Annotated in this window: 17 protein-coding genes; 6 read left to right on the plus strand and 11 right to left on the minus strand. The window is 73.0% G+C overall.

The features are described from left to right. Window positions 1–74 precede the first annotated feature (74 nt). Complete coding sequence (locus tag GA0070214_RS19420) at window positions 75–575, plus strand: anthrone oxygenase family protein (RefSeq protein WP_091266588.1); 501 nt, start codon at window positions 75–77, stop codon at window positions 573–575. 8 nt (window positions 576–583) lie between these two features. Here the strand turns inward: GA0070214_RS19420 and GA0070214_RS19425 are convergent, their stop codons facing one another. Continuing rightward, window positions 584–1,147 carry a DUF305 domain-containing protein gene (locus GA0070214_RS19425; RefSeq protein WP_091265680.1) on the minus strand — a complete coding sequence of 188 codons (564 nt, stop codon included), beginning with the start codon at window positions 1,145–1,147 and terminating at the stop codon, window positions 584–586. A 71-nt stretch (window positions 1,148–1,218) separates the two neighbouring features. After that, window positions 1,219–1,965, minus strand: a complete 747-nt coding sequence (locus GA0070214_RS19430; protein WP_091265682.1) for a lytic polysaccharide monooxygenase — start codon at window positions 1,963–1,965, stop codon at window positions 1,219–1,221. Window positions 1,966–2,208: 243 nt separating this feature from the next. Between GA0070214_RS19430 and GA0070214_RS19435 the strand changes: the two genes are divergently transcribed. Then, a complete protein-coding gene (locus GA0070214_RS19435; protein ID WP_091265685.1) occupies window positions 2,209–4,296 on the plus strand; it encodes a cellulose binding domain-containing protein in 2,088 nt (695 codons plus the stop codon). Window positions 4,297–4,308: 12 nt separating this feature from the next. Here GA0070214_RS19435 and GA0070214_RS19440 read toward each other — a convergent pair whose 3' ends face one another. The 3 genes from GA0070214_RS19440 to GA0070214_RS32845 form a co-directional block, all read right to left on the minus strand. Further along, a complete protein-coding gene (locus tag GA0070214_RS19440) occupies window positions 4,309–5,193 on the minus strand; it encodes a phosphatase PAP2 family protein (RefSeq protein ID WP_244167769.1) in 885 nt (294 codons plus the stop codon). Window positions 5,194–5,290: 97 nt separating this feature from the next. Continuing rightward, the gene (locus GA0070214_RS19445) at window positions 5,291–6,928 is read right to left on the minus strand and encodes an MDR family MFS transporter (RefSeq protein WP_091265687.1); all 1,638 of its coding nucleotides are present in this window, start codon (window positions 6,926–6,928) and stop codon (window positions 5,291–5,293) included. Next, complete coding sequence (locus GA0070214_RS32845) at window positions 6,925–7,395, minus strand: MarR family winged helix-turn-helix transcriptional regulator (protein ID WP_279615663.1); 471 nt, start codon at window positions 7,393–7,395, stop codon at window positions 6,925–6,927. Before GA0070214_RS32845 ends, GA0070214_RS19445 begins: the two co-directional genes overlap by 4 nt. Before the next feature lie 101 nt (window positions 7,396–7,496). Here GA0070214_RS32845 and GA0070214_RS19455 point away from each other — a divergent pair, with 101 nt between their 5' ends. From GA0070214_RS19455 to GA0070214_RS19470, 4 genes are all read left to right on the plus strand, one after another. Further along, on the plus strand, window positions 7,497–8,087 hold the full coding sequence (locus GA0070214_RS19455; protein WP_091265695.1) for a TetR/AcrR family transcriptional regulator: 591 nt from the start codon (window positions 7,497–7,499) through the stop codon (window positions 8,085–8,087). A 30-nt stretch (window positions 8,088–8,117) separates the two neighbouring features. Next, a complete protein-coding gene (locus GA0070214_RS19460) occupies window positions 8,118–8,459 on the plus strand; it encodes an MmcQ/YjbR family DNA-binding protein (RefSeq protein WP_091265699.1) in 342 nt (113 codons plus the stop codon). 122 nt (window positions 8,460–8,581) lie between these two features. After that, window positions 8,582–9,874, plus strand: coding sequence for a low temperature requirement protein A (locus GA0070214_RS19465; protein WP_377463581.1), 1,293 nt, complete (start codon window positions 8,582–8,584; stop codon window positions 9,872–9,874). A gap of 45 nt (window positions 9,875–9,919) precedes the next feature. Continuing rightward, the gene (locus tag GA0070214_RS19470) at window positions 9,920–10,984 is read left to right on the plus strand and encodes an SRPBCC domain-containing protein (RefSeq protein ID WP_091265705.1); all 1,065 of its coding nucleotides are present in this window, start codon (window positions 9,920–9,922) and stop codon (window positions 10,982–10,984) included. Between the two features lie 15 nt (window positions 10,985–10,999). Here the strand turns inward: GA0070214_RS19470 and GA0070214_RS19475 are convergent, their stop codons facing one another. The 6 genes from GA0070214_RS19475 to GA0070214_RS19500 all read right to left on the minus strand — a co-directional run bounded on the left by GA0070214_RS19475 (window position 11,000) and on the right by GA0070214_RS19500 (window position 21,717). Further along, complete coding sequence (locus tag GA0070214_RS19475; RefSeq protein ID WP_244167770.1) at window positions 11,000–11,284, minus strand: hypothetical protein; 285 nt, start codon at window positions 11,282–11,284, stop codon at window positions 11,000–11,002. Beyond that, window positions 11,278–11,595, minus strand: coding sequence for a hypothetical protein (locus GA0070214_RS19480; protein WP_244167771.1), 318 nt, complete (start codon window positions 11,593–11,595; stop codon window positions 11,278–11,280). The genes GA0070214_RS19475 and GA0070214_RS19480 overlap by 7 nt, the downstream gene beginning before the upstream one ends. A gap of 112 nt (window positions 11,596–11,707) precedes the next feature. Then, window positions 11,708–15,991 carry a discoidin domain-containing protein gene (locus tag GA0070214_RS19485; RefSeq protein ID WP_091265708.1) on the minus strand — a complete coding sequence of 1,428 codons (4,284 nt, stop codon included), beginning with the start codon at window positions 15,989–15,991 and terminating at the stop codon, window positions 11,708–11,710. Between the two features lie 93 nt (window positions 15,992–16,084). After that, window positions 16,085–18,967, minus strand: coding sequence for a galactose-binding domain-containing protein (locus tag GA0070214_RS19490; protein WP_091265711.1), 2,883 nt, complete (start codon window positions 18,965–18,967; stop codon window positions 16,085–16,087). A gap of 126 nt (window positions 18,968–19,093) precedes the next feature. Then, window positions 19,094–20,719: a glycoside hydrolase family 13 protein gene (locus GA0070214_RS19495; protein ID WP_091266602.1), complete on the minus strand. Its 1,626-nt coding sequence runs from the start codon at window positions 20,717–20,719 to the stop codon at window positions 19,094–19,096. A 110-nt stretch (window positions 20,720–20,829) separates the two neighbouring features. Then, the gene (locus tag GA0070214_RS19500) at window positions 20,830–21,717 is read right to left on the minus strand and encodes a carbohydrate ABC transporter permease (RefSeq protein ID WP_091265715.1); all 888 of its coding nucleotides are present in this window, start codon (window positions 21,715–21,717) and stop codon (window positions 20,830–20,832) included. Between the last annotated feature and the right edge of the window lie 2 nt (window positions 21,718–21,719).

Consider the following 21,719-nt stretch of genomic DNA (forward strand, 5'->3'; position numbering starts at 1 on the left):
GCGTAGACGCTCGCGTATGGTTCGGGGCGTTCCGGCCATGGAGCGTCCAGCTCCCGCGGTGTCCAATGGTCCTCATGATCGCTTCGAATCTCCGGGCCGGCGTGCTGCTGCTGGCCACGGTGACCACGGGTCTGACGGCGGGGCTCTTCGCGGCCTTCGCGTACGCGGTGATGCCGGGCCTGGCCCGGGTCGACGACCGGGCGTTCGTCGCCGGCCTGCGGTCGATCAACCAGGCCATCCTCAACGGCTGGTTCGCGCTCTGCTTCGGCGGTGCGCTGGTGTGCACCCTCGCGGCGGTCCTGCTGCACCTGCCCGCCGGGCGGCGCGGGCCGCTGCCCTGGCTGGTCGCCGCCCTGCTGCTCTACGTGCTGGTGCTCGCGGTGACCGCTGCGGTGAACGTGCCGCTCAACGACCGGCTGGAGGCGGGGGCCGCTCGGCTGGCCGACCCGGCGGAGCTGCGGGCGGCGTTCGAGAGCGCCTGGGTGCGCGCGAACGTGGTCCGGGCGGTGTTGAACACCGCGTCCTTCGGCTGCCTCGGCTGGGCGCTGCTGGTGTCCCGGTCGCTGCCGGGCTGACCCGCGGATCAGCGCGCGCGCAGCTTCGTCAGCAACGCGACCTCGGCGGTGCGGGACCGTTCGATCCGGCCGGCGAGGTCGCGTACCCGGGTGCTGGTGCCGGCCTGGACCTGGGCTCCGGCCAGCTTGGCCGCGGTCCGCTGGTGGGCGGCGAGCACGTCGAGCAGCACCCGGTCCGTGTCGCCGGGCGGGGCGGCCCGCAGCCGGGCCAGGCCGGCGGCGGCGTCGCTGTGCCCGGAGTGGTCGTGCCGCTCGGCGGCCGCCACGGCGGACGGGCCGGCCTCGCGCAGCCAGCCGCGCATGGTGGCCAGTTCGTCGGTCTCGGTGGCCTGGACGGCGGCGATCAGCGTGCGGATCCCGGGATCGGCGGTGCGGTCGAGCCCGACGCCGACGATCTCCAGGGTCTGCTCGGTGTGCGCCACCATCATGGCCAGGAACAGCGCGTCGATGCCGCTGGTCGCCGTCTCGGCCGCCGGCCCGGGAGGGGTGGCGGCGGTCCGCGCCGGCTGGCCGGTGCAACCGGCGCCGGCGAGCAGCACGGCCACCAGGGCGGCGGCCAGCGGGCGGCTCATGCCGGTCCTCCGATCGGCGTGTCGACGGGTGCCGGGTGCGGCGCACGCGGGGCGTGGCCGCACCCGTCCGGTCAGATCTGGAGCCACAGCGCCGGCACGTTCGGCGGTTCCCAGCCGGGGATCGCGGTGTGCGCCTGGCGGCAGCGGTAGGTCAGGCCGTTGTAGGTGACCGTGTCCCCCACCTGGTAGGCGCGACCGGCGGTCCAGGTGCCGCCCGGCGCCGGCGAGCTGGTCGGGGTGGGCGTGGGCCGCGGGGTGGTCGGGGCCGGCGTGGGCGTCGGCGACGGCGTGGGGTTGCCGCCTCCGCCCCCGCCGATCTGGAGGTCGACGCAGGAGTAGAAGGCGTTCGCCGTGTCGGCGATGTTCCACACGGCGAGGAGCTTCTGCCGGCCGGAGAAGCCACCGAGGTTGACGGTGTGCGACACGGTGGCGTCGGGCTGGCGGCCTCCGCCGTCGACGACCGCGACCCGGGTGTTGCCGATCCAGTACTCCCAGTTGGACGTGGCGTGCCGGGCCGTGTTGATCCAGGTGAACGTCACCGTGCTGCCGACGGACGTGGCGGGCCAGCCGCGGCTGTCGTCGTTGAGCACGGCGAACTGGGCGATGCCGGCGTGGCAGCTCTTGAGGCCCTTCGGGCCCTCGACGCTCTGCGGCTCGTACTTGATCTGGCCGCAGTCGGGCACCCGGTTCTGGGCACAGAGCGCCTGGCGGCTGGGGGGCGATGAGACGTAGCCGTGTGCCTGGGCGGGCGCGGCGACCGCCAGGGTGGCGGTGACCGCACCCGTGGTGAGCAGCGGCAGGGTGATTCTTCGACGCATGGCGGCAACTCCTTCGGGGTGGTGGGAGGAGATGCCAATGAACATAAATTAAACCTTGTTAACAGTAAAGACTCCTGTCTATAAATTAAGCCGCGTACCCGAGGTCCGTCTTGAGCCCCGGCGGACCGCCGTGGGATTCTGGTACGTCGATGGCTCAGCGCGGGGCCGACCGTCTCCCAGGGCACCCGGACACCGGGAGGGCGACGCAGGACAGACGATCGCCCGACCCCCGAAGGACCCCGCATGAGCAGAACCCCCTCCACCCCGCGCCGCCTCGCGGCGTACGCGGCGTACGCGGCGAGCCTGCTGCTCGCCGTCACCGTCCCGGCCGCCCTCGATCCGCCCGCCGCCGGCGCGGCGGCCGACCCCGTGACGGTGACCGTGAACGCCCGCGCCGGGCTGGCCACCGTGCCGGACACCGCGCTCGGCGTCAACCACGCCATCTGGGACCAGCAACTCGGCAGCACCGAGACCTCCGACCTGCTCCGCGCGGCCGGCGTGAAGATGCTGCGCTACCCGGGCGGCTCCTACGCCGACATCTACCACTGGCGCACCCACACCGCGCCCGGCGGGTACGTCGCCCCGGACACCGACTTCGACACCTTCATGGCAGCGGCCCGCCGGGTCGGCGCCGAGCCGATGATCATCGCCAACTACGGCACCGGCACACCGGCCGAGGCCGCCGAGTGGGTGCGGTACGCCAACGTCACCAAGGGCTACGACGCGCGGTGGTGGACGGTCGGCAACGAGAACTACGGCAACGGCCACTACGGCTCGGCCTGGGAGGCCGACGACCACCCCGACAAGAGCGCCACCCAGTACGCCCGGCTGGTCGTCGAGTACGCCGACGCCATGAAGGCGGTCGACCCGGACATCAAGGTCGGCGCGGTGCTGACCATGCCGGGGAACTGGCCGGACGGGCTGACCGCCGGCGCCGACCCCGGCCCCTGGAACCAGACCGTGCTCTCCCTCGCCGGTCCGAAGATCGACTTCGTCGACGTGCACTGGTACCCGGGCGGCACCGCCGCCGAGTCCCTGGCCCGGACCGCCCACCTCCCGGACGCCGCCTGGCTCCTGCGCCAGCAGATCGCCCGCTACGCCGGCCCGGACGCGGGCCGGATCGGGATCAGCTTCACCGAGTTGAACGTGGGCGCCGGCCAGAACACCCAGCCCGGCGCGCTCTTCCTGGCCGACGCCTACAGCGGGCTGCTGGAGCAGGGCGTCTTCACCGTGCAGTGGTGGAACACGCACAACGGGATCGGCACGGTCTCGCAGGTCGCCGGGCAGACCGACTACGGCGACTTCGGGCTGCTCGCAAGCGGCGGGTGCACGGCCGACGGGTCGGTCTGCGAGCCGCCGTTCAACACGCCGTTCGCGCCGTACCACGGGCTGTCCATGATGAACCTCTTCGTCCGGGCGGGCGACCAGCTCGTCCGGGCCGGCAGCGACGAGCCGCTGGTCGCCGCGCACGCGGCCCGCCGGCCCGACGGCAGCCTGGCGGTCCTGCTGCTGAACAAGGACCCGGACACCGCCCACCCGGTGACGATCGACTACGCCGGGTTCACCCCCGCGGACGAGGCGCCGACCGTGCACACGTTGACCAACGGGGCGGGCGGCGTGGCCACCGGCCGGTCCGGCGGCGCGTCCAGCCGGACGCTGCCGCCGTACTCGCTGACCACGCTCGTGCTGCGCCCGGCCGCCGCAGCCGGCGCCCGCCCCGGCGCGCCGGGGCGGCCCACCGCCGGCGCGGTGACCGACCGGGCGGCGACCCTCTCCTGGCCGCCGGCCGCGCCCGGCGGCGCGCCGATCGCCAAGTACGAGGTGTACCGGCAGCACGGGGCGGTCAGCGAGCAGCTCGGCGAGACGGCCGGCACCTCGCTCACGGTGGGCAACCTCGAACCGGGCACCCGGTACACGGTCAACGTGCTTGCCCGGGACACCGCGGGCCGGGTCTCCTGGTCCTCCCCGCCGCTCACTTTCGCCACCGGCAGCCCGGCCGCCAGCACGTGCACCGTGCGCTTCCACCCGGGCACCGACTGGGGCAACGGCTACGTCGCGACCGTCGACGTCGTGAACACCGGCCCGAGTGCCCTCGACGGCTGGACGCTCACCTGGACCTGGCCCACGCCGTGGCAGCAGGTGAGCAGCGGCTGGAGCGCCAACTGGTCACAGGTGGGCACCGAGGTCCGGGTGACCAGCACCGCCGACAACCGCCGGCTCGCCGCCGGTGGCGGCAGCACCAGCGCCGGCTTCGTCGGCGCGTACAGCGGGCCGAACGTGCCGCCCGGCGCGTTCCGGCTGAACGGCGCCGTCTGCACCGTCACCGGGTGAACCGGGGGCAGGTCAGCCCCGTCGGGGCGGCCTGAGCCGGCCGTCGGCCGCCGACGGGGTCCGCGGGCTCCGTCGGCGGCCCGCGCCGCCCGGCCGCCGCGGGGGCGGGACCACGTGCGGTCGCAGGCGCGCGGCCGACGCCGGCGGATCCGGTGGCCGGCGCGGCACACCGGGGCGGGGCAGCACCGCCAGGATCAGCCCGAGGAGCACCACGGCGACCACCCCGTCGAGCCAGTAGTGGTTGCCGGTGCCGACCACCACGAACAGGGTGAGCACGGGGTGCGCCAGCCAGAGCCACCGCCACCGCCCGGCGGTGACCGTGACCAGCGCGACGGCGACGGCCACGGCCCAGCCGACGTGCAGGGAGGGCATGGCCGCGTACTGGTTGCTCAGGGTGTCGGCCTCAGGGGGGCCGTAGACGGCGGGGCCGTAGCGGCTGCCGGTGTCCACGAGGCCGGTGAGTGCGGTCATCCGGGGCGGCGCGAGCGGGACGAGGACGTGCAGGGCCAGCGCCGCCGCGGTGAGTGCGGCCAGGGCCCGCCGCAGCCACCGGTAGTGCACGGGATGGCGGAGGTAGAGCCAGATGAGGCACAACGCGGTGGCGGGGAAGTGCACGTACGCGTAGTAGCAGTTGGCCAGCTGGACCGGCAGCTCGTGGAGGAGCAGGGGCGCCTGCACGGCGGCCTCGTCCGGCAGGTGGAGCAGCCGCTCCAGCCACCAGATCCGTTCCCCGTTCGCCCGCGCGGTGGCGGACCGTCCGGCCACCGCCAGCCGGCCCGCCTTGTACGCGAGGAAGAGCACGGCGACGAGGGCCAGCTCACGGACCGCCCGGCGCACCGCCCCGGGCGGCCGCGCGTCGGCGGTCACCGGCGGCGGCGCGGGCCGCGTGATGTCCACAGCGCCTCGATTCGCTCAGGGCCGGCGTGCGCCGGCCCGGGTGGGCACGGGCCAGGGCCGCCGCCGGGATCGGCGACGGCCCTGGGACGACGGTGCGTCAGCGGCGGGCGCGTTCGCCCGGCCCCGTGACGTCGACGGCCACCTCGTCGAAGGCGGGCGCCCCGTCGACCGCGTCGGCCGCGACGGCGACCGAGCGGGCGGTGTCGGGCAGGTCCAGGCTGGACCGCAGGGTGACCGGCTTGAGGAGCAGCGCGGCCAGGATGCCGACGACGCCGATGGCGGCCGAGATCCAGAAGATGTGCCCGGTCGCGTCACCGTACGCGGCCCGCACAATGTTCTGCACCGGAGCGGGCAGGGCGGCGAGGTTGAGCGTGCTGCCGCCACCGCCCGAGGCGGGGATCCCGAGCGCGGCCAGATCGTGGGTGATCCGGTCGGTGACCTGGCGGGCCAGGACCGCGCCGAGCACCGACACGCCGATGGTGCCGCCGAGCGAGCGGAAGAACGCCACGCTCGAGCTGGCCGCGCCGATGTCCTTGAGCGCCACCGTGTTCTGCACGGCGAGCACCAGGTTCTGCATGGTCATGCCGACGCCCACGCCGACGATGAACATGGCCGCGCCGACCAGGACCAGCGAGGTCTCGTGGTCGATGGTGCCGAGCAGGGCGAAGCCGATGACCAGGATGATCGACCCGGCGACGATGTACGGCTTGATCTTCCCGGAGGACGTGATCAGCCGGCCGGCGACGATCGAGGAGAGCAGGACGCCGGCCATCATGGGGATGGTGAGCAGGCCGGCCTCGGTCGGGCTGTAGCCGCGGCCGATCTGGAAGTACTGGCCGAGGAAGACCGCGCCGCCGAACATCGCCATGCCGACCGCGAGGCTGCCGAGGATCGCCAGCGCCGTGGTGCGCTCGCGGACGATCTCCAGCGGCACGACCGGCTCGGCGGCCCGCGACTCCACCAGGACGGCGAGGGCGAGCAGCAGCACCGAGCCGCCGACCATCGCGCCGGTCTGCCAGGACAGCCAGGCGAACGAGTCGTCGACGAACGAGATCCAGATCAGCAGCAGGCTGACGCCGGCCGCGATCAGCGTGGCGCCCAGGTAGTCGATCTTCACGTTGTCCCGCCGCGCGGTGGGCAGGTGCAGGGTGGCCTGGAGCAGGAGCAGCGCGACGGCCGCGACGGGCACGCCGACGAAGAAGCACCAGCGCCAGCCGAGCCAGGAGGTGTCCACGATGAGGCCGCCCAGCAGCGGGCCGCCGACCGTGGCGAGGGCCATCACGCCGCCGAGGTAGCCGTTGTAGCGACCGCGCTCCCGGGGCGGGATCATCGCGGCGATGGCCACCTGGACCAGGGCCTGGAGACCGCCGACGCCGATGCCCTGGAAGGCGCGGGCGGCGATGAGCTGACCGGCGGAGTGCGCGAAGCCGGCCGCGACCGAGCCGACCAGGAAGACCACGATGGCGACCTGGATGAGCAGCTTCTTGTTGAACAGGTCGGCGAGCTTGCCCCAGATCGGGGTGGTCGCCGTGGCGGTGAGCAGGGTGGCCGTGACCACCCAGGTGTACTGGGTCTGCGAGCCGTTGAGGGCTCCGATGATCTTCGGTAGTGCGGTCGAGACGACCGTGCTGCTCAGCATGGCCACGAAGAGCACCAGCAACAGGCCGCTGAGGGCTTCCAGCGTCTTCCGCCGGCTCATGGGCGCGGCGTCCGCCGTCGCGGTGGGTGCGCTCATCGCGCGTCCTCCAGGTTGTCGTGTCGGGTGAGGGCGACCTCGAGGTCGCGGGTGAGGCGGCCGAGCGCGGCGGACAGGGCCGCCACCTCGCCGGGGGTCCAGTCGGCGAGCGCCCGGGAGAGCACCCCGCCGTACCAGTCGTGGGCCTCCGTCAGGGCGGCCCGGCCGGCCGGGGTGAGCGTCAGGTGGCTGGCCCGGCGGTCCTCCGGGTCGGCGCGCCGGTCGACCAGGCCGTCGGCCACCAGGGCGGCGACCGCCCGGCTGACCGTCGAGGGGTCGAGCCGGCTCCGCTCCGCCAGGTCCCTGGCGTGGCAGCCGGTGGTGCTGTCCCGGTCGATGTGCCGGAGCAGGCCCACCAGACCGGGCGGCACGGCCGGCCGGTCGTCGGCGCGCCGCTGCTTGAGCAGCCGGACGCCGGTCAGCAGGTCCTGCAACCGGGCGACGAGTTCTCGGCTCGTGGCGTCCACTCTTCCCCTCCCTGCCTTGGTTGCCCCAAGCAATCATTCGCGAATCTTGCGCAGCAGGCAAGTTTGCTCATTGAGAAACGGATCACGTACGCTGGGGAACCATGGAGGAGGCCACCGGGCTGCGGGAGCGCAAGAAGGCGGCGACCCGCGTCGCCCTGCACGAGGCGGCCCTACGCCTCGCCGCCGAGCAGGGGCCGGACCGGGTCACCGTCGAGGCGATCGCCGACGCCGCCAACGTGTCCCGGCGCACGTTCTCCAACTACTTCTCCAGCAAGGAGGAGGCGCTCTTCCACGGCGACACCATGCGGCTGCGCCGGCTGCTGGACCTCATCGCCGAGCAGCCCGCCGACCTGGCGCCCTGGGCGGCGCTGAGCCGGGCCACGCTGCGCCAGGCCGACGAGATGTACGACGACACCGCCGAGTCCTGGCTCAACCGGCGCCGCCGGCTGCACGGCAACCCCGGCCTCGTGGCGCACCAGGTGGCCGCGTACACGGCGATCGAGCGGGAGCTCGCCGGGGAGATCGCCGGCCGGCTCACCGGCCCCGACGTGGCGCTGCGCGCCCGGATCCTGGCCGCGACCCTCCTGGCCACCCTGCGGGTCGCCGTCCAGCAGTGGATCGAGCAACCGGACCACCCGCTGTCCGACACGCTGCGCGCCGCGCTCGCCCACGCCGCCCCGGCCGCCGGCTGACTGTCAGAGGGTGGGGCTAACGTCCCCGGCGTGGTGACCGACGACGACGTCCGCGCCCTGGCCCGCACGCTGCCCCGCACCAGCGAGCACCTGATCCACGACCGGATCAAGTTCCGGGTCGGCGCGATCGTCTACGTGGCGTTCAGCCGCGACGAGCAGACCATGGGCTTCGGCTACCCGAAGGAGCAGCGCGACGGGCTGATCGCCGCCGAGCCGGCGCTGTTCTTCCTCCCCCGCCCCTCCGACCTGCGGTTCAACTGGGTCTGCTGCCACCTCGACCGGCTCGACCACGACCAGATGACCGAGCTGGTGTGCGAGGCGTGGCGGATGGTGGTGCCGAAGTTCCTGGCCCGCCAGCGACTCGGCGGCTGAGCCTGCGACGACCGCACCGGGCACGGGCGGGACGGCCGTCGATTCCGGCCCGCCGCCCGGCCCGCCGCTGACAGACTCGGGCGGTGGGCCGCAACGGGTGGGGCAAGGGTCTGGGTCCCGCCATGCGGATCGCCCCGGCCGCCCGGGTCGACAAGTTCGAGATCTTCTTCGACCTCGTCTTCGTGGTGTCCTTCTTCATCATCACGCGCGCCACCGCCGCGAACGTGACCGGCCGGGAACTGCTGCACGCCATGCTGGTGCTCGCCGTGCTCTGGTGGTGCTGGGTCGTCCACAGCGCCGTGGCCACCCGGCTCCGGCTGGGCGAGGGTTTCGTCCCGGTGCTCATGGTCATCGGCATGATCGCGTTGTTCACCTTCGCGCTGGCCCTGCCGCAGACCTTCGGCAGCCTCCAGCAGGGCAGCGCCGGACCGATGCTGGTCACCGTCAGCTACGTGGTGATCCGTGCCGTGCACCTGTCGCTGTACGAGTACGCCACCCGCGGCGACCCGGCCGCCCGGCGCAAGGCGTGGCTGCTCGTCCCCGAGGTCCTGATCACCACCAGCCTGCTGCTCGTCGCGGCGCTGCTTCCCCCGAGGGTCACGGACCCGGAGCTCGGGTTGTGGCTGCGCGACGGACTCTGGATCGCCGTGGTGGTCATCCAGTACGCCAGCGGCCTCCTGGGCGGCACCGAGGGGTGGCAGCTCACCTCCGCCGAACACTGGACCGAACGCTACGACCTCATCCTGATCATCGCGCTCGGCGAGTCGGTCATCTCGGTCGGCGTCGGCGGCAACCTGATCGGCAAGCCCGTGACCTGGCCGGCCATCCCCGCGGCGATCTTCGGCATCCTGTTCACGGCGGCGCTCTGGTGGGTGCACTTCGACATGATCGGCCCGGCCGCCCGGATCGCCCTGCACGCCGCCGAGGGCCGACCGCGCGTGGCGATGGCCCGGGACGCGTACGCCTTTCTCTACCTGCCGATGATCGCCGGAGTGATCCTGTTCGCGATCGGCGCCGAGGAGCTGGTGCGGACGATCACCGACCCGGCCGGCGGGGTGGCGGAGCGGGGCCACGGGCCGGCCGTGCCGCTGCTCTTCGCCGGGGTGATGATCTACCTCGCCGCCGACATGGCGTTCCAGCTGCGCACCCTGCGGACCGTGTCGTGGACGCGGGTCGGCGCCCTCGCCACGCTCGCCGCCGGGCTGCCGGTCGCCCGGCACCTGCCGGCGCTGGCCGCGCTCGGGCTGCTCACCGCGATCTGCGTCGCGCTCGTCGCCCTCGAGCTCGTGACGATGGCAGATGCCCGCACCGCGCTGCGCCGGACGGTCTACGAGGAGAAGGCCAGCCACGAGGCGAGCGAGGCGGCCTTCCGGGCCCGCTGGCACGACGGCGGCGCGGGCTCGCCCGCAGGCTGACCGGCCCCGCTCGCCAGGGTCGGGCGCGACCCTTAGAGTCTCCGCGTGATCGAGATCGCCACCGAGGTCGACCTGTCCCACCCGCCCGCACGGATCTGGCGGGCGCTGACGGAACAGGCGCTGCTCGCCAAGTGGTTCGCCGGCAGCGAGTCGGTGGGAGACCGGACGCTGCTGCGGACCGCCGGACTGCCCGGGTACGACGCCGACACCGAGGTGGAGGTGGTCGAGCTGCGCGCGCCGGAACGGCTGGTGCTGCGCTGCCGGGAGGCGGACCGCAGCACCCGCCTGGCCTGCGACCTGACCCCCATCGGCCACGGTTCGCGGCTGTCGGTGCGGGAGGTGCTGGAGGAGGGCGACTGGGACGCCGACCGCCGCGCCGAGCAGCACGAGCGGGCGGTGACCGGGCGGCTCCCGGCGATCCTCGACTGGCTGGCGTTCCAGGAGGTGGACCTGCGCCGCGCCGAGGGCGGGCTGACCGCCGAGCTGCCGGTGATCCCGCTCGCCCCGCCACGCGGCCGGACGGCCCGCCGGCGGGCGCTGCTGCTGGCCGGCGTGCTGGCGGTGCTCGGCCTGGCCGCCGGGGCGACGGTGTGGGCCACCCGGCCCGCGCCCACAACGCCCGCCGCGCAGCCGGCGTCGACCCCGTCGGCGCCGCTGGCGACGTCCGCCGCGAGCAGCGGGTCGCCGCGGGCCACCCCGTCGCGGCCCACGCCGTCGGCCACCCGCCGCAGCGTCGCGCCGACGCCCACCGCGTCCGCCTCCCCCACCCGTACGCCCAGTGCCCGCCCGCCGGCGGCCGCGCCCCTCGCGGCGAGCTACGAGACGGTCTCCGACCGGGTCTTCGGCTACCGGGGCCAGGTGGTGGTGAGCAACCCCGGCCCGGCCGCGCGGCCGGACTGGACAGTGACCGTGACGCTGGGCGACGACGCCACCGTCGGCAGCGTCAACGGTGCCGAGGCCACGCAGAACGGGCCCGTGGTCACGTTCACCGGGGCGGCGGTGCCGGCCGGTGGGTCGGCCACCATCCGGTTCGACGTGCGGGATCCCGACCTGACGGCCACGAAGCCGGAGGGCTGCGCGGTGGACGGCGCGGCCTGCGCCGGGCTGTGAGCGGCGCGGGCCGGGTCAGCAGAACCAGCCGTCCTGCACCCAGCCGTGCCGGTTGACGTGCCCGTAGGCGAAGCCGTAGACGTAGCCGCCGCTGCGCGGGCCCTCGACCAGGAAGGTCTGGCCGCGGTAGAGGGTGCCCATCCACGCGCCGTTGGGATCGGTCCGGACGAAGAGGTCGGTGGCGCAGACGGTCTCCCGCTGCCCGATGGTGCCGTTGGCGGCGTGCGCGGCCGTGGGCAGGGCGGTCACCGCGAGCGCGGCGGCCAGGCCGGCGGCGGCGAGCCGGGTCGGTTTCACCATGAGTCGTAGCCTCCGATGCACTCCAGGCGCAGGTAGCCCCAGTCGTTGGGGCCGAAGTCGAAGGACGCCGCCCAGCCGTTGTAGACCGGGTGCACGCCGGGGGTGTGCCCGATCTTGTTGCCGTAGGTGAGGGTGCGCTTGAGCCCGTACGGGCCGCGGGCCGAGTCGTAGTTGTCGTAGAAGCTGGCGGTCTGGCACACCACGACGGCGTGCCGCGGGACGACCGTCTCGGCTCGCGCCGCCGTCGCCGCCCACGGCGTCAGGCAGGCGCCGGCGACCGTCGCGGCCACCAGCCGTGTCGTTCGACGCATGGGGTTCCTCCCTTCCTCGGTGGCCCACCCTAACCCCAGCGAGTGATGTTCATCTATAGGAACGGCGCCGCCGGGAGGAGTGACCCTCCCGGCGGCGCCGCTGACCCGGGGGTCAGTTCCGGGTGATGGTGAAGGTGCTGGTCGTGTTCCGGATGTCCTGGTAGTTGTCGGTCAGCCGGAGGTTGGTGAAGGTGGCGGAGCCGACCGCCGGGCCCTGCCCCGGCTCGGGCATCTCGTTGACCCAGATGCCGAAGCCGGACTTGGCGTCGAACGCGTCACCGCTGCGCCTTGCCCCCGAGATGGACACGTTGGTGAGGACCGTGTCGGTGACCGGATTCTCCGGCTGGCTGCCGGTGTACTTGGTCTGGAACATGATCCCGGAGTACGTCGGGTCCACGATGTCCACGTCGGAGATCCGGATGCCCCGGAACTCCTTGGAGGCGGAGAACAGCCACATGGCCGGGAACGTCTGCTGACCCCAGAAGTGCCCGCCCGCCCGGATGAGCGAGACGTTCTGGAACTGGGTGGGCGGGCTGGCCCCGAACCCGACGAACGGGTAGCCGAAGTCCAGCGAGCTGATGGTGATGCCCGAGTAGGTCAGCATGTCGGCGATGTAGAGGTTGCGGAAGACGTTGTCGTAGCCGCCGTACACCGCCACCCCGGCCGCGCGCCAGGTGAGCGTGGCGGTCAGGTTCTCGAACACGTTGCCGTGGTTGCCGCCCGCGCCACCCTGGTCGGTCGCGGAGAACAGCGCGAAGGCGTCGTCGCCGTTGGAGCGGCCCTCCGAGTTGGTGACCAGGTTGTTCGTGCTGGCGTTGGTCATGTTGACCGCGTCGGCGAAGGTGTCGCGGAACCGGCTGTCCCGGATGGTCAGCCCGCTGACGCTCACCCCCCAGTACGCGCACACGGTGTGCTCGACCCAGACGCTGTCCAGCGTCATGTTGTCGACGTCCTTCAGCTCACCCCACACCTTGCCCGGACCGTCGATCCGGTTGGTGTAGTTGCCGAAGAACGCCAGGTGGGCGAAGGTCGACCCGCTCGCCGAGGACTCCACCCGGAAGCCGGCGTCGGTGTTCTGCTGGTTGGTGGGCGTCTGGAAGCGCGTGTACCACATGCCCGCACCGACCACCCGGACCGGCTTGCCGTACACCTGGAACTTCTGCGCGGTGTCGTAGGTGCCGGGCGGCAGGTAGACGCCGACCAGGGTGCCGGTGGTGTCCATCCGGACGGCGTCCAGGGCGTTCTGCACGTCGGCGTGACTGAAGCCGTTCGGCACCTTGTAGCGGGCCGGATCCGGGTTGGCCCGCGGCGACACCAGCTCGGTGTTGACGAAGTCGATGGCGTACGTGGTGCTGTTGGCCGGGTCCTTCTGGAGCCGGATGGTGGCGCCGGCCGGAACCGTTGAGTTCAACATCACGTTGGCCTCGTCGTACAGGTGGCGGGGTGCGCCGGCGCCCGGCGAGTCGCTCGGGCCCGCCTCGGCCCCGTAGAGCCAGATGTGCTTCGAGGTCAGGTTGATCGGCTTGTGCAGCACCCCGTTGACGTAGATGTTCAACGTCGAGTCGATCCCGCCGCCGCCCGGGGCGTCCGGGATGGAGAAGCGGGTGACCAGGGTGTTGGTGGCCGCCCGGGTGGTCCACTCGACGTACGCGCCGGTGGTGTTCAGGGTGACCGCGCGGCGGCCGGACGCCTCACCGGCCAGGTCGCCGATGGTCCGGTTCGGCCCGAGCACCTGCGCCCCGCCCCCGATCCGGCCGTCCTCGGCCTCGTACATGTCGTACGGGACGTTGGCGCCCCGCCCGACGAAGAGCGGCCGGTCGCTGGTGTTGTTCTGCTGCTTGACCGGCAGCTCGTTGGCGTCCGCGGCGAGCACGACCCGCACGGTGTAGCGCCCGTTGGCCGCCGTCCAGCTGCCGAGGTCGACCGTCGGGCTTGTCGCTCCGGCCGCCAGGGCGCCGCTGTAGGAGCCCGTCAGGGTGCGCACCACCGCGCCGGTGTCGCTGAGCACGGTGAGGGTGATGCCGTGCGCCCCGCCGGCCGAGGCGACCGTGCCCTGGTTGCGGATCGACACCGAGAAGGTGACCGTGGCGCCGGCGCTGGGCGTGCCGGGTGACCAGCTCACCGCCCCGGCGACCAGGTCGGAGCTGGGCACCGCGCTGACCGTCAGCGAGGCCGTGCGGCTGTTGTTCGACTCGTTCTGCTCGATGACCGTGTTCGCCTCGTCGGCCGTGGCCGTCACCTCGTAGGTGCCGGCGTTACGGGCGCCGATGGTGAGGGTGACGGTCGCCGAGGCGCCGGCCGCGAGCGCGCCGACGGCCGCGGTGCCGACCTTCGTCGTACCCAGGGAGAAGGTCACCGCGGAGGCGGCGGCCGGCGCGGTGCCGGCGTTGCGGACGGTGGCGGACAGGGTGATCGGATCGGTCTCCACCGGCGCGGAGGGCGCCGCGGACAGGGCGGTGACGGTGAGGTCCGGGTTCGGCGCCGGGGTGCCGATCACCTGGAACTCCGCGACCTGGCCGTTGGACGAGCCCGAGTTCGCGGTGAACTGGAGCCGGACGTCCGCGGCCGTGGCGCTGACCGGGATGGTCACCGTGTTGCTGCTGGTCGGGCTGAACGAGTACGTGGCCGAGCCGACCACCGAGGTGAAGCCGGACGCGGACTGCTCCCGGCCGAGCACCTGGAACGTCTGGGTGCGCGGCCCCCAGACCGGATCCGGGTTGAGCTTGACCACGATGGCGCTGATGCTGGCGTTGGCGCCGAGCGCGACGGTCAGCGTGCTCGGGTACGCCCCCGGCGCGCCCTCCCAGTAGGTCGTCACGTCGTTGTCGTTGGCGTTGACGGCGTTGAACACGTGCACCACCGAGGAGGCGGTGATCGGCTTGCCGGCGGCCAGGTTGGTGCCGCCCGGGGTGCTGCCGGTCCGGGTGACCGTGTTGGAGGTCGCCGAGACGTTCCCGGCCCCGTCGCGGGCCCGGACGAAGTACGAGACGGTGGCGCTGTCCGGCTGGCTGTCGGTGTACGTCAGGGTCGAGCCGTTGACGCTGCCGCGCAGCGCGTTGTTGGCGTAGACGTCGTAGCCGGTGACCCCCACGTTGTCGGTCGACGCCGTCCAGGTCAGCCGGATCTGCCCGGCCGCCGGCTGCGTGTACGCCAGGTTGCCCGGCGCGGTCGGCGCCGTGGTGTCCCCGGTGTTGCCGGTGCGGGTGACGGTGTTGCTGTTGGCCGACTGGTTGCCGGCCGCGTCACGGGCCCGCACGTAGTAGGAGACGGTGGCGCCGGCCGGCTGGGTGTCCGTGTACGTCAGGGTCGACCCGCTGACGCTGGTGCGCAGCGTGCCGTTGGCGTAGACGTCGTAGCCGGTGACCCCCACGTTGTCGGTCGACGCCGTCCAGGTGAGCCGGACCTGGTCGGCGGCGGGCTCGGTGAGGGCCAGGTTGCCGGGGGCGCTCGGCGGCTGGGTGTCGCCGGTGGCCGGGCCGTAGACCTCCAGCTCGGCGAGCTGCCCGGCGGGCCAGCCGGTGTTCGCGGTGAACAGCAGCCGCACGTAGCGGGTGGTCGCCGTGCCGAAGGTGACGGTGACCGAGTTGCCGCTGCCGGGGTTGAACGCGTACCCGGCGGAGCCGGCGAGCGTGCCGAAGGTGGAGCCGTCGGTGCTGCTCTGCACGGTGAGCGTCTGGGTGCGCGCCGGCCAGCCGGCGGGGAGCTTGAGCACCACCTTGTTGACCGCCGCGGCGGCGCCGAGGTCGACCCGGAGCCACTGCGGGAACGCGTTGTTGGCGCTCTCCCAGTAGGTCGCCGGGTTGCCGTCGTTGGCGTTGCCCGCGCCGTAGACGTCCGAGTGGCTGCTCTCCGCCATGGTCCGGCCCAGGGCCAGGTTCGTGGAGGCGCTCGCCGACCCGTACACCTCCAGCTCGGCGAGCTGCGCCGCGGCCCAGCCGGTGTTGGCGGTGACGGCGATCCGGACGTGGCGGGTGCTGGTGGCCGGGAAGCTCAGCGTGACCGTGTTGCCGTTGGCCGGGCTGAACGTGCGCCCGGCCGAGGCCACCAGGGTGGTGAAGGTGCCGCCGTCCGTGCTGCCCTGCACCGACAGGGTCTCGGTGCGGGACTCCCAGCCCGCGGGGAGTTTCAGCACGACCTGGTCGACCGACTGGGCGGAGCCGAGGTCGACCTGCGCCCACTGCGGGAACGTGCCGCCGGCGCTCTCCCAGTAGCTGCCGGCGTTGCCGTCGGTGAGGTTGCCGGCCGCGTAGGGGCCGTTGACGCTGCTGGCCGTTGCCGTGCGGCCGAGCGCGAGGTTGGGACCGCCGGCCGCGGCCGCCGGGGACGGGGGCGGGGCCGTGACGGCCAGCGCGACCGCGGCGAGCACCGCGACCAGCCGGGTACGGAATCTGGACATGGTGGAGGGACACCTTCTTCCCGGGACGTGGAGAGGTGGGTGTGGTGGGGGGTGGACGGGGTCCCCGCCGCGCCGCGGGGACCCCGGGGGCGGTCAGGTGGCGTACACCTCGAACTCGCCGAGCTGGCCGGCCGGCCAGCCGGTGTTGCCGGTGAAGGTCAGCCGCAGGTGCCGGCGCCCGGCGGACGGGAACGTGATGGTGGCGGTGTTGCCGGTGGCCGGATCGAAGGTGTAGCCGGCCGACGCCTTCACCGTGGTCCAGGTCGACCCGTCGGTCGAGCCGAGCACCGACAGCGTCTGGGTGCGGGTCTGCCACGCCGACGACGGCGGCAGCTTCAGCACGATCCGGGACACCGGGTACGTGGCGCCGAGGTCCACGGTGACCGACTGCGGGAAGGCGTTGTTGGCGCTCTCCCAGTAGGTCCCGGCGTTGCCGTCGACCGTGTTGGCCGCGCCGTACACGTCGGCGTGGCTGGTCTCGGTGACCGGCCGCCCGGCGGCCAGGTTGCCGCTCGGCACGGGCGGGGTGGTGGCCGGGGGCGGCGTGGTGGTCGGGGGCGGCGTGGTGGTCGGCGGCGGGGTGGTGCTCGTGCCGCCGTACACCTCGAACTCGGCGGCCTGACCGGCCGGCCAGCCGGTGTTGCCGGTGACGCTGAGCCGCAGGTGCCGCCGCTCCCCCGCGGTCAGCGGGATCGTCACGGTGTTGCCGGTGGCGGGGTCGAAGGTGTAGCCGGCCGACGCCTTCACCGTGGTCCAGGTCGACCCGTCGGTGGAGCCGAGCACGGACAGGGTCTGCGTCCGCCGCTCCCAGCCGGGCGGCAGTTTGAGGACGACCCGGTCGACGGTGCGCGCGGCCCCGAGGTCGACGCTCAGCGTCTGCGGGAAGGCGTTGTTGGCGCTCTCCCAGTAGGTGCCGGCGTTGCCGTCCACGGCGTTCGTCGCCGCGTACGTCTGGGTGCTGCTGGACGCGGTGGCCGGGCGGCCGAGCGCGAGGTTGCCGCCCGGCGGCGGCGGGGTGGTCGGGGTCGGGCTCGGCGTCGGGGTGGTCGGGGTCGGGGTGGGCGGCGTGGACGGGCCGTTGCCCCACTGCGGCTCGGGCCACGGCCCGCAGTACGGGTTCGCCGAGTACCAGCCGGAGTTGCCGGCGCCCTGGGTGATCTGGAAGCCGCTGCCGACGCAGTTGTACATGGGGTTGGCCTGGGCGATGCCGGTGGCCCGGACGTTCGTGAAGCTGACCTGGCTGGGCGCCTGCACCTGCAGCGCGAAGGTCCCCGCGCCGTCGATGCGCACGTTGTTCAGGCTGATCCCGCTGGTCTGCCCCTCGATCCAGTGCAGGGCCGCGTAGGAGCTGTCCAGGATGTCGGTGTCGGTGACGTTGATGGTGGCGCCCTGGATGGGCTCGTTCAGCGCCGAGAACCAGAGCGCGCCGACACCGAAGCGCCAGTTGTAGTCGGAGTTGCCGTTGCGGATCAGTGTGTTGCGGGCGACGGTGATCGTGCCGGCGACGGCGGTCGGGCCGTTGACGCCGGGATAGCGGTTGGCCACGTGGATGCCGCCGCCGTTGGTGACCGAGTCGGCGGTCACGTTGTCGGTGATCCGGATGTCCCGGCCGCCGTAGGTGACCAGGTTGTTGGCCAGGATCGTCACGCCGACGGTGTTGAAGGTGAAGGCGTTGTTGACGTTCGGCACGCTCTGCGCCCACATGGCCAGGCCGTCGTCGCCCGTGTTGCGGACGAAGGTGTTCGTCACGGTCGAGTTGGTGACGCCCCAGTGGAAGTTCACCCCGTCGGCGGTCTGGTCGAGGATGCGGCTGTTGCGGATGGTGAAGTTGTCCATGGGGCCGTCCATCCAGGCGCCGACCTTGGTGTGCTGCAACCAGAGGTTGTCCACCACCGAGTTCGACATCGCCCCGCCGAGGGCGTTGACCTGGTCCTCGTCGACCCGCTCGCGGATGTCGCCGATGATGGCGAAGTCCCGCAGGGTGACGTTGCGGCTGGGCCCGCCGGCCTCGTGCGGGCGGATCCCGCCGCTGTAGCCGCCGCCGGCGACGTACTTGCCGTAGATGCCGGCGGCGCGCTTGCGGTCGGTGGGGTGCCGGCCGCCGAGCACCGAGTACCAGGGCCCGGCGCCGCGCAGGGTCACCCCGTCGACGACCACGTGGTCCCAGAGGGTGAAGGTGCCGGCGGGGATCCACACGACCTTCCCCTGCGCCTTGCCGGCGTCGACGGCGGCCTGGAACTTCGCCGTCGAGTCGGTGGCGCCGCTCGGGTCGGCGCCGAAGTCGGTCACCACGTCCAGCACACCGGCGGGCTTGGTGATCTGCGCGCCGACCAGCTCGAAGTCGGCCAGGTCGATGGTGAAGGTGGGCGACTGGGCGGTCGAGGAGATCTGGAGGCGGATCTTCGTACCGGCCGGGTACGTGGTGCCGAACAGGGTGCGGGTCTCGTCGTAGAAGTGGTGCGGGTTGGTGTCGCCCGGGTTGTTGTTGAACGGGTAGCCGCCGTAGTACCAGCCGTACCGGGAGGTGACCGGCACGGACTTCACGAGGGCGCCCCCGGCGCGCAGGTCGATGCTGGCGTCCCGGCCGGTGCCGGCGGCGCTGTCCGGCAGGCTGTACCGGAAGGTGACCGCGTTGGCCGGCGCCGTGAGGGTGAACTCGACGTACTCGCCGACTGCGTCGAGGGTGACCGCCTCCCGGCCGGACGCCTCGGAGGGCAGGGTGCCGTAGCGCCGGTCGGGGCCGATTCGGGTGCCGGTGTGGGCGGCGTTCTCGGCCTCGTGCTCGACGAAGGGAACGGTGGCGCCGCGACCGGCGATGTCGAACGGGGACAGCCCGGCGGCCCGGGCCGGGGTGGTGGTGGCCGTGAGCGCCACGACGGTGACGGAGGTGGCGGCCAGCGCGGCGCCGGCGAGGGCGGCGAGCCCCGCGCGGAGCCGGCTGCGGCGGGGATGGTGCGGGGTGGTGTGATCGGCCATGAGGGGTGCGCTCCCTTTCGTCGGATGGCCAGGTCCCCCGTGCGGTGCGGTGGTTGCTCCCCTCCTTCCTGGTCGGGTGGCGCGGCGGGCGGCGCCGGCGGTCGGGGCCGCCGGCGCCGGGACGGGTCAGCCGGTGCGCAGCCAGACCGCGGTGTCCGGCGGCAGCCGGTCGTCGTCGAGCGGCCCGCTGGCCAGCAGCAGCCGCTCGTGCGGGGGCAGCGGCACGGCGGCGGCGGACAGGTTGACCAGGCACGTGAAGCCGGGTTCCCGGGCGAACGCGAGCACCCGGTCGGGGGCGGGCAGCCAGGTGAGCGCGCCGTCGCCGAGGGCGGCGTCGGACCGGCGGATCGCGATGGCCGCCCGGTAGAGCTCCAGCATCGAGTGCGGGTCGCCGGTCTGGGCGCGGACCGTGCGGTCCTTCCAGTCGGCCGGCTGCGGCAGCCAGGGCCCGGCCGCGGCGCCGTCGGGGCTGAACCCGAACGGTGGGGCGTCACCGGCCCACGGCAGCGGCACCCGGCAGCCGTCCCGGCCGGGGTCGACCCGGCCGGAGCGTTCCCACATGGGGTCCTGGCGCAGCTCGAACGGGATGTCCTCAACCTCCCAGAGGCCCAGCTCCTCGCCCTGGTAGACGTACGCGGCGCCGGGCAGCGCCAGGGAGAGCAGCGCGGCGGCCCGGGCCCGGCGGGTGCCCAGTTCCAGGTCGGTGGGGATGCCCTCGCGCTTCGCCGCGAAGCTGAACCGGGTGTCGGCGCGGCCGTAGCGGGTGACGTGCCGGGTGACGTCGTGGTTGGACAGCACCCAGGTGGCCGGGGCGCCGACCGGCGCGTGCGCGTGGAGCGTGCCGTCGATGCTCTCGCGCAGCGCCGACGCGTCCCAGGCGCAGCCGAGGAAGTCGAAGTTGAAGGCCGCGTGCAGCTCGTCCGGGCGCAGGTAGTTGGCGAACCGCTGCCGGTCCGGCAGCCACACCTCGCCGATGAGGGCCCGGTCGCCGGGGTACGAGTCGGCGACCCGCCGCCAGCCCCGGTAGATCTCGTGCACCCCGTCCTGGTCGCGGAAGGGGTGCGGCCGGTCGGGCCGGGTCTCGGGCAGCGTGCCGTCCTTGACCAGCAGCCCGGCCGAGTCGATCCGGATGCCGTCCACCCCGCGGTCGAACCAGAACCGCAGGACGTCCTCGAACTCGGCGCGCACCCGCGGGTGGTCCCAGTTGAAGTCCGGCTGCTCGGGGGCGAACAGGTGCAGGTACCAGTCGCCGGGGGTGCCGTCCGGGTTGACCGTCCGGGTCCAGGTGGGGCCGCCGAACTCGCCGACCCAGTCGGTGGGGCGCTCGTCGCCGTTCGGGCCGCGCCCGGGGCGGAACCAGAACAGCTCCCGCTCGGGCGCGTCCGGCCCGCCGGCGAGGGCTGCCTGGAACCAGGGGTGCGCGTCGGAGCAGTGGTTGGGCACCACGTCGACGATGGTCCGGATGCCCAGCTCGTGTGCCTCGCGGATCAGCGCCTCCGCCTCGGCGAGGGTGCCGAAGACCGGGTCGATGTCGCGGTAGTCGGACACGTCGTAGCCGGCGTCGGCCATCGGGGAGGGATACCAGGGGCTGAACCAGATCGCGTCGACGCCGAGCTCGGACAGGTAGTGGAGCCGGGACCGGATGCCGGCGAGGTCGCCGATGCCGTCGCCGCCACCGTCGGCGAAGCTCCGCGGGTACACCTGGTAGATAACCGCTCCACGCCACCACGGACCACTGTCTGCTGTGGACACGAGCACCTGCTTTCTGCGTCGGTACGTCGGCGGGTTCGCCGGACCTGGATGTGTCGGGCGAACGGTCGTCGGTCGCCGCGGGAGGTTTCGCCGGTGGTGTCCGGCCGGGGTCAGCCCTTGAGGCTGCCGGTGGTCAGGCCGGACATGATGTTGCGCTGGAAGATCAGGAAGATCACGACGGTCGGGATGGCGGCGATGACCGAGGCGGCGATCACCACGTTCATGGGGGTGCCACCGGAGAAGGCGTAGATGCCGACGCTGACCGTCCGGGTCTCCGGCGACGGCATGACCAGCTTCGGCCAGAGGAAGTCCTTCCAGACCGCCGTCACCGCGAAGATCGAGACCACGCCGAGGATGGGGCGCGACATCGGCAGGATGATCGACCAGAGCGTGCGCAGCGGGGTCGCCCCGTCCACGAAGGCCGCGGCCATCAGGTCCTCGGGGATCGAGTCGAAGAACCGTTTCAGCAGGAAGATGTTGAAGGCGTTCGCGACCAGGGGCAGCCAGATGGCGAACGGCGAGTCGAGCAGGTTGACGTGCAGGATCGGCAGGTCGATCACCGTCACGTACTGCGGGACGATGAGGACCATCGCCGGGATCATCAGCGTCGCCAGCATCAGGCCGAGGATCGCGTTGCCGAAGATCGGCCGGAGCTTCGACAGCGAGTACGCCGCCGCGGTGTCCAGGACGAGTTGGAACAGCACCGCCCCGGTCGCGTAGTAAAACGTGTTGAACAGCAGCTTGGCGAGGTCCAGGTTGTGCCACGCGTCGACGTAGTTCTGCGGCTGGGGATCCTTCGGGAACAGCGACGGCGGGGTCTGCGCGATCTCCTGACCGGACTTGAGCGCGCCGGTGACCATCCAGTAGAGCGGCCCGATGAAGACGAGCGTGAAGGCCACCACGACGACGACGAGCAGCGTCCAGTAGATGACCCGGCCGCGGCCCCGTTCGAGCTGGGCCTGGGAGATGAGGGTCCGGGTCCCGGAGTCCTGTGCCATTC

The organism is Micromonospora chaiyaphumensis (genome assembly GCF_900091435.1).
Classification (GTDB): Bacteria; Actinomycetota; Actinomycetes; order Mycobacteriales; family Micromonosporaceae; genus Micromonospora; species Micromonospora chaiyaphumensis.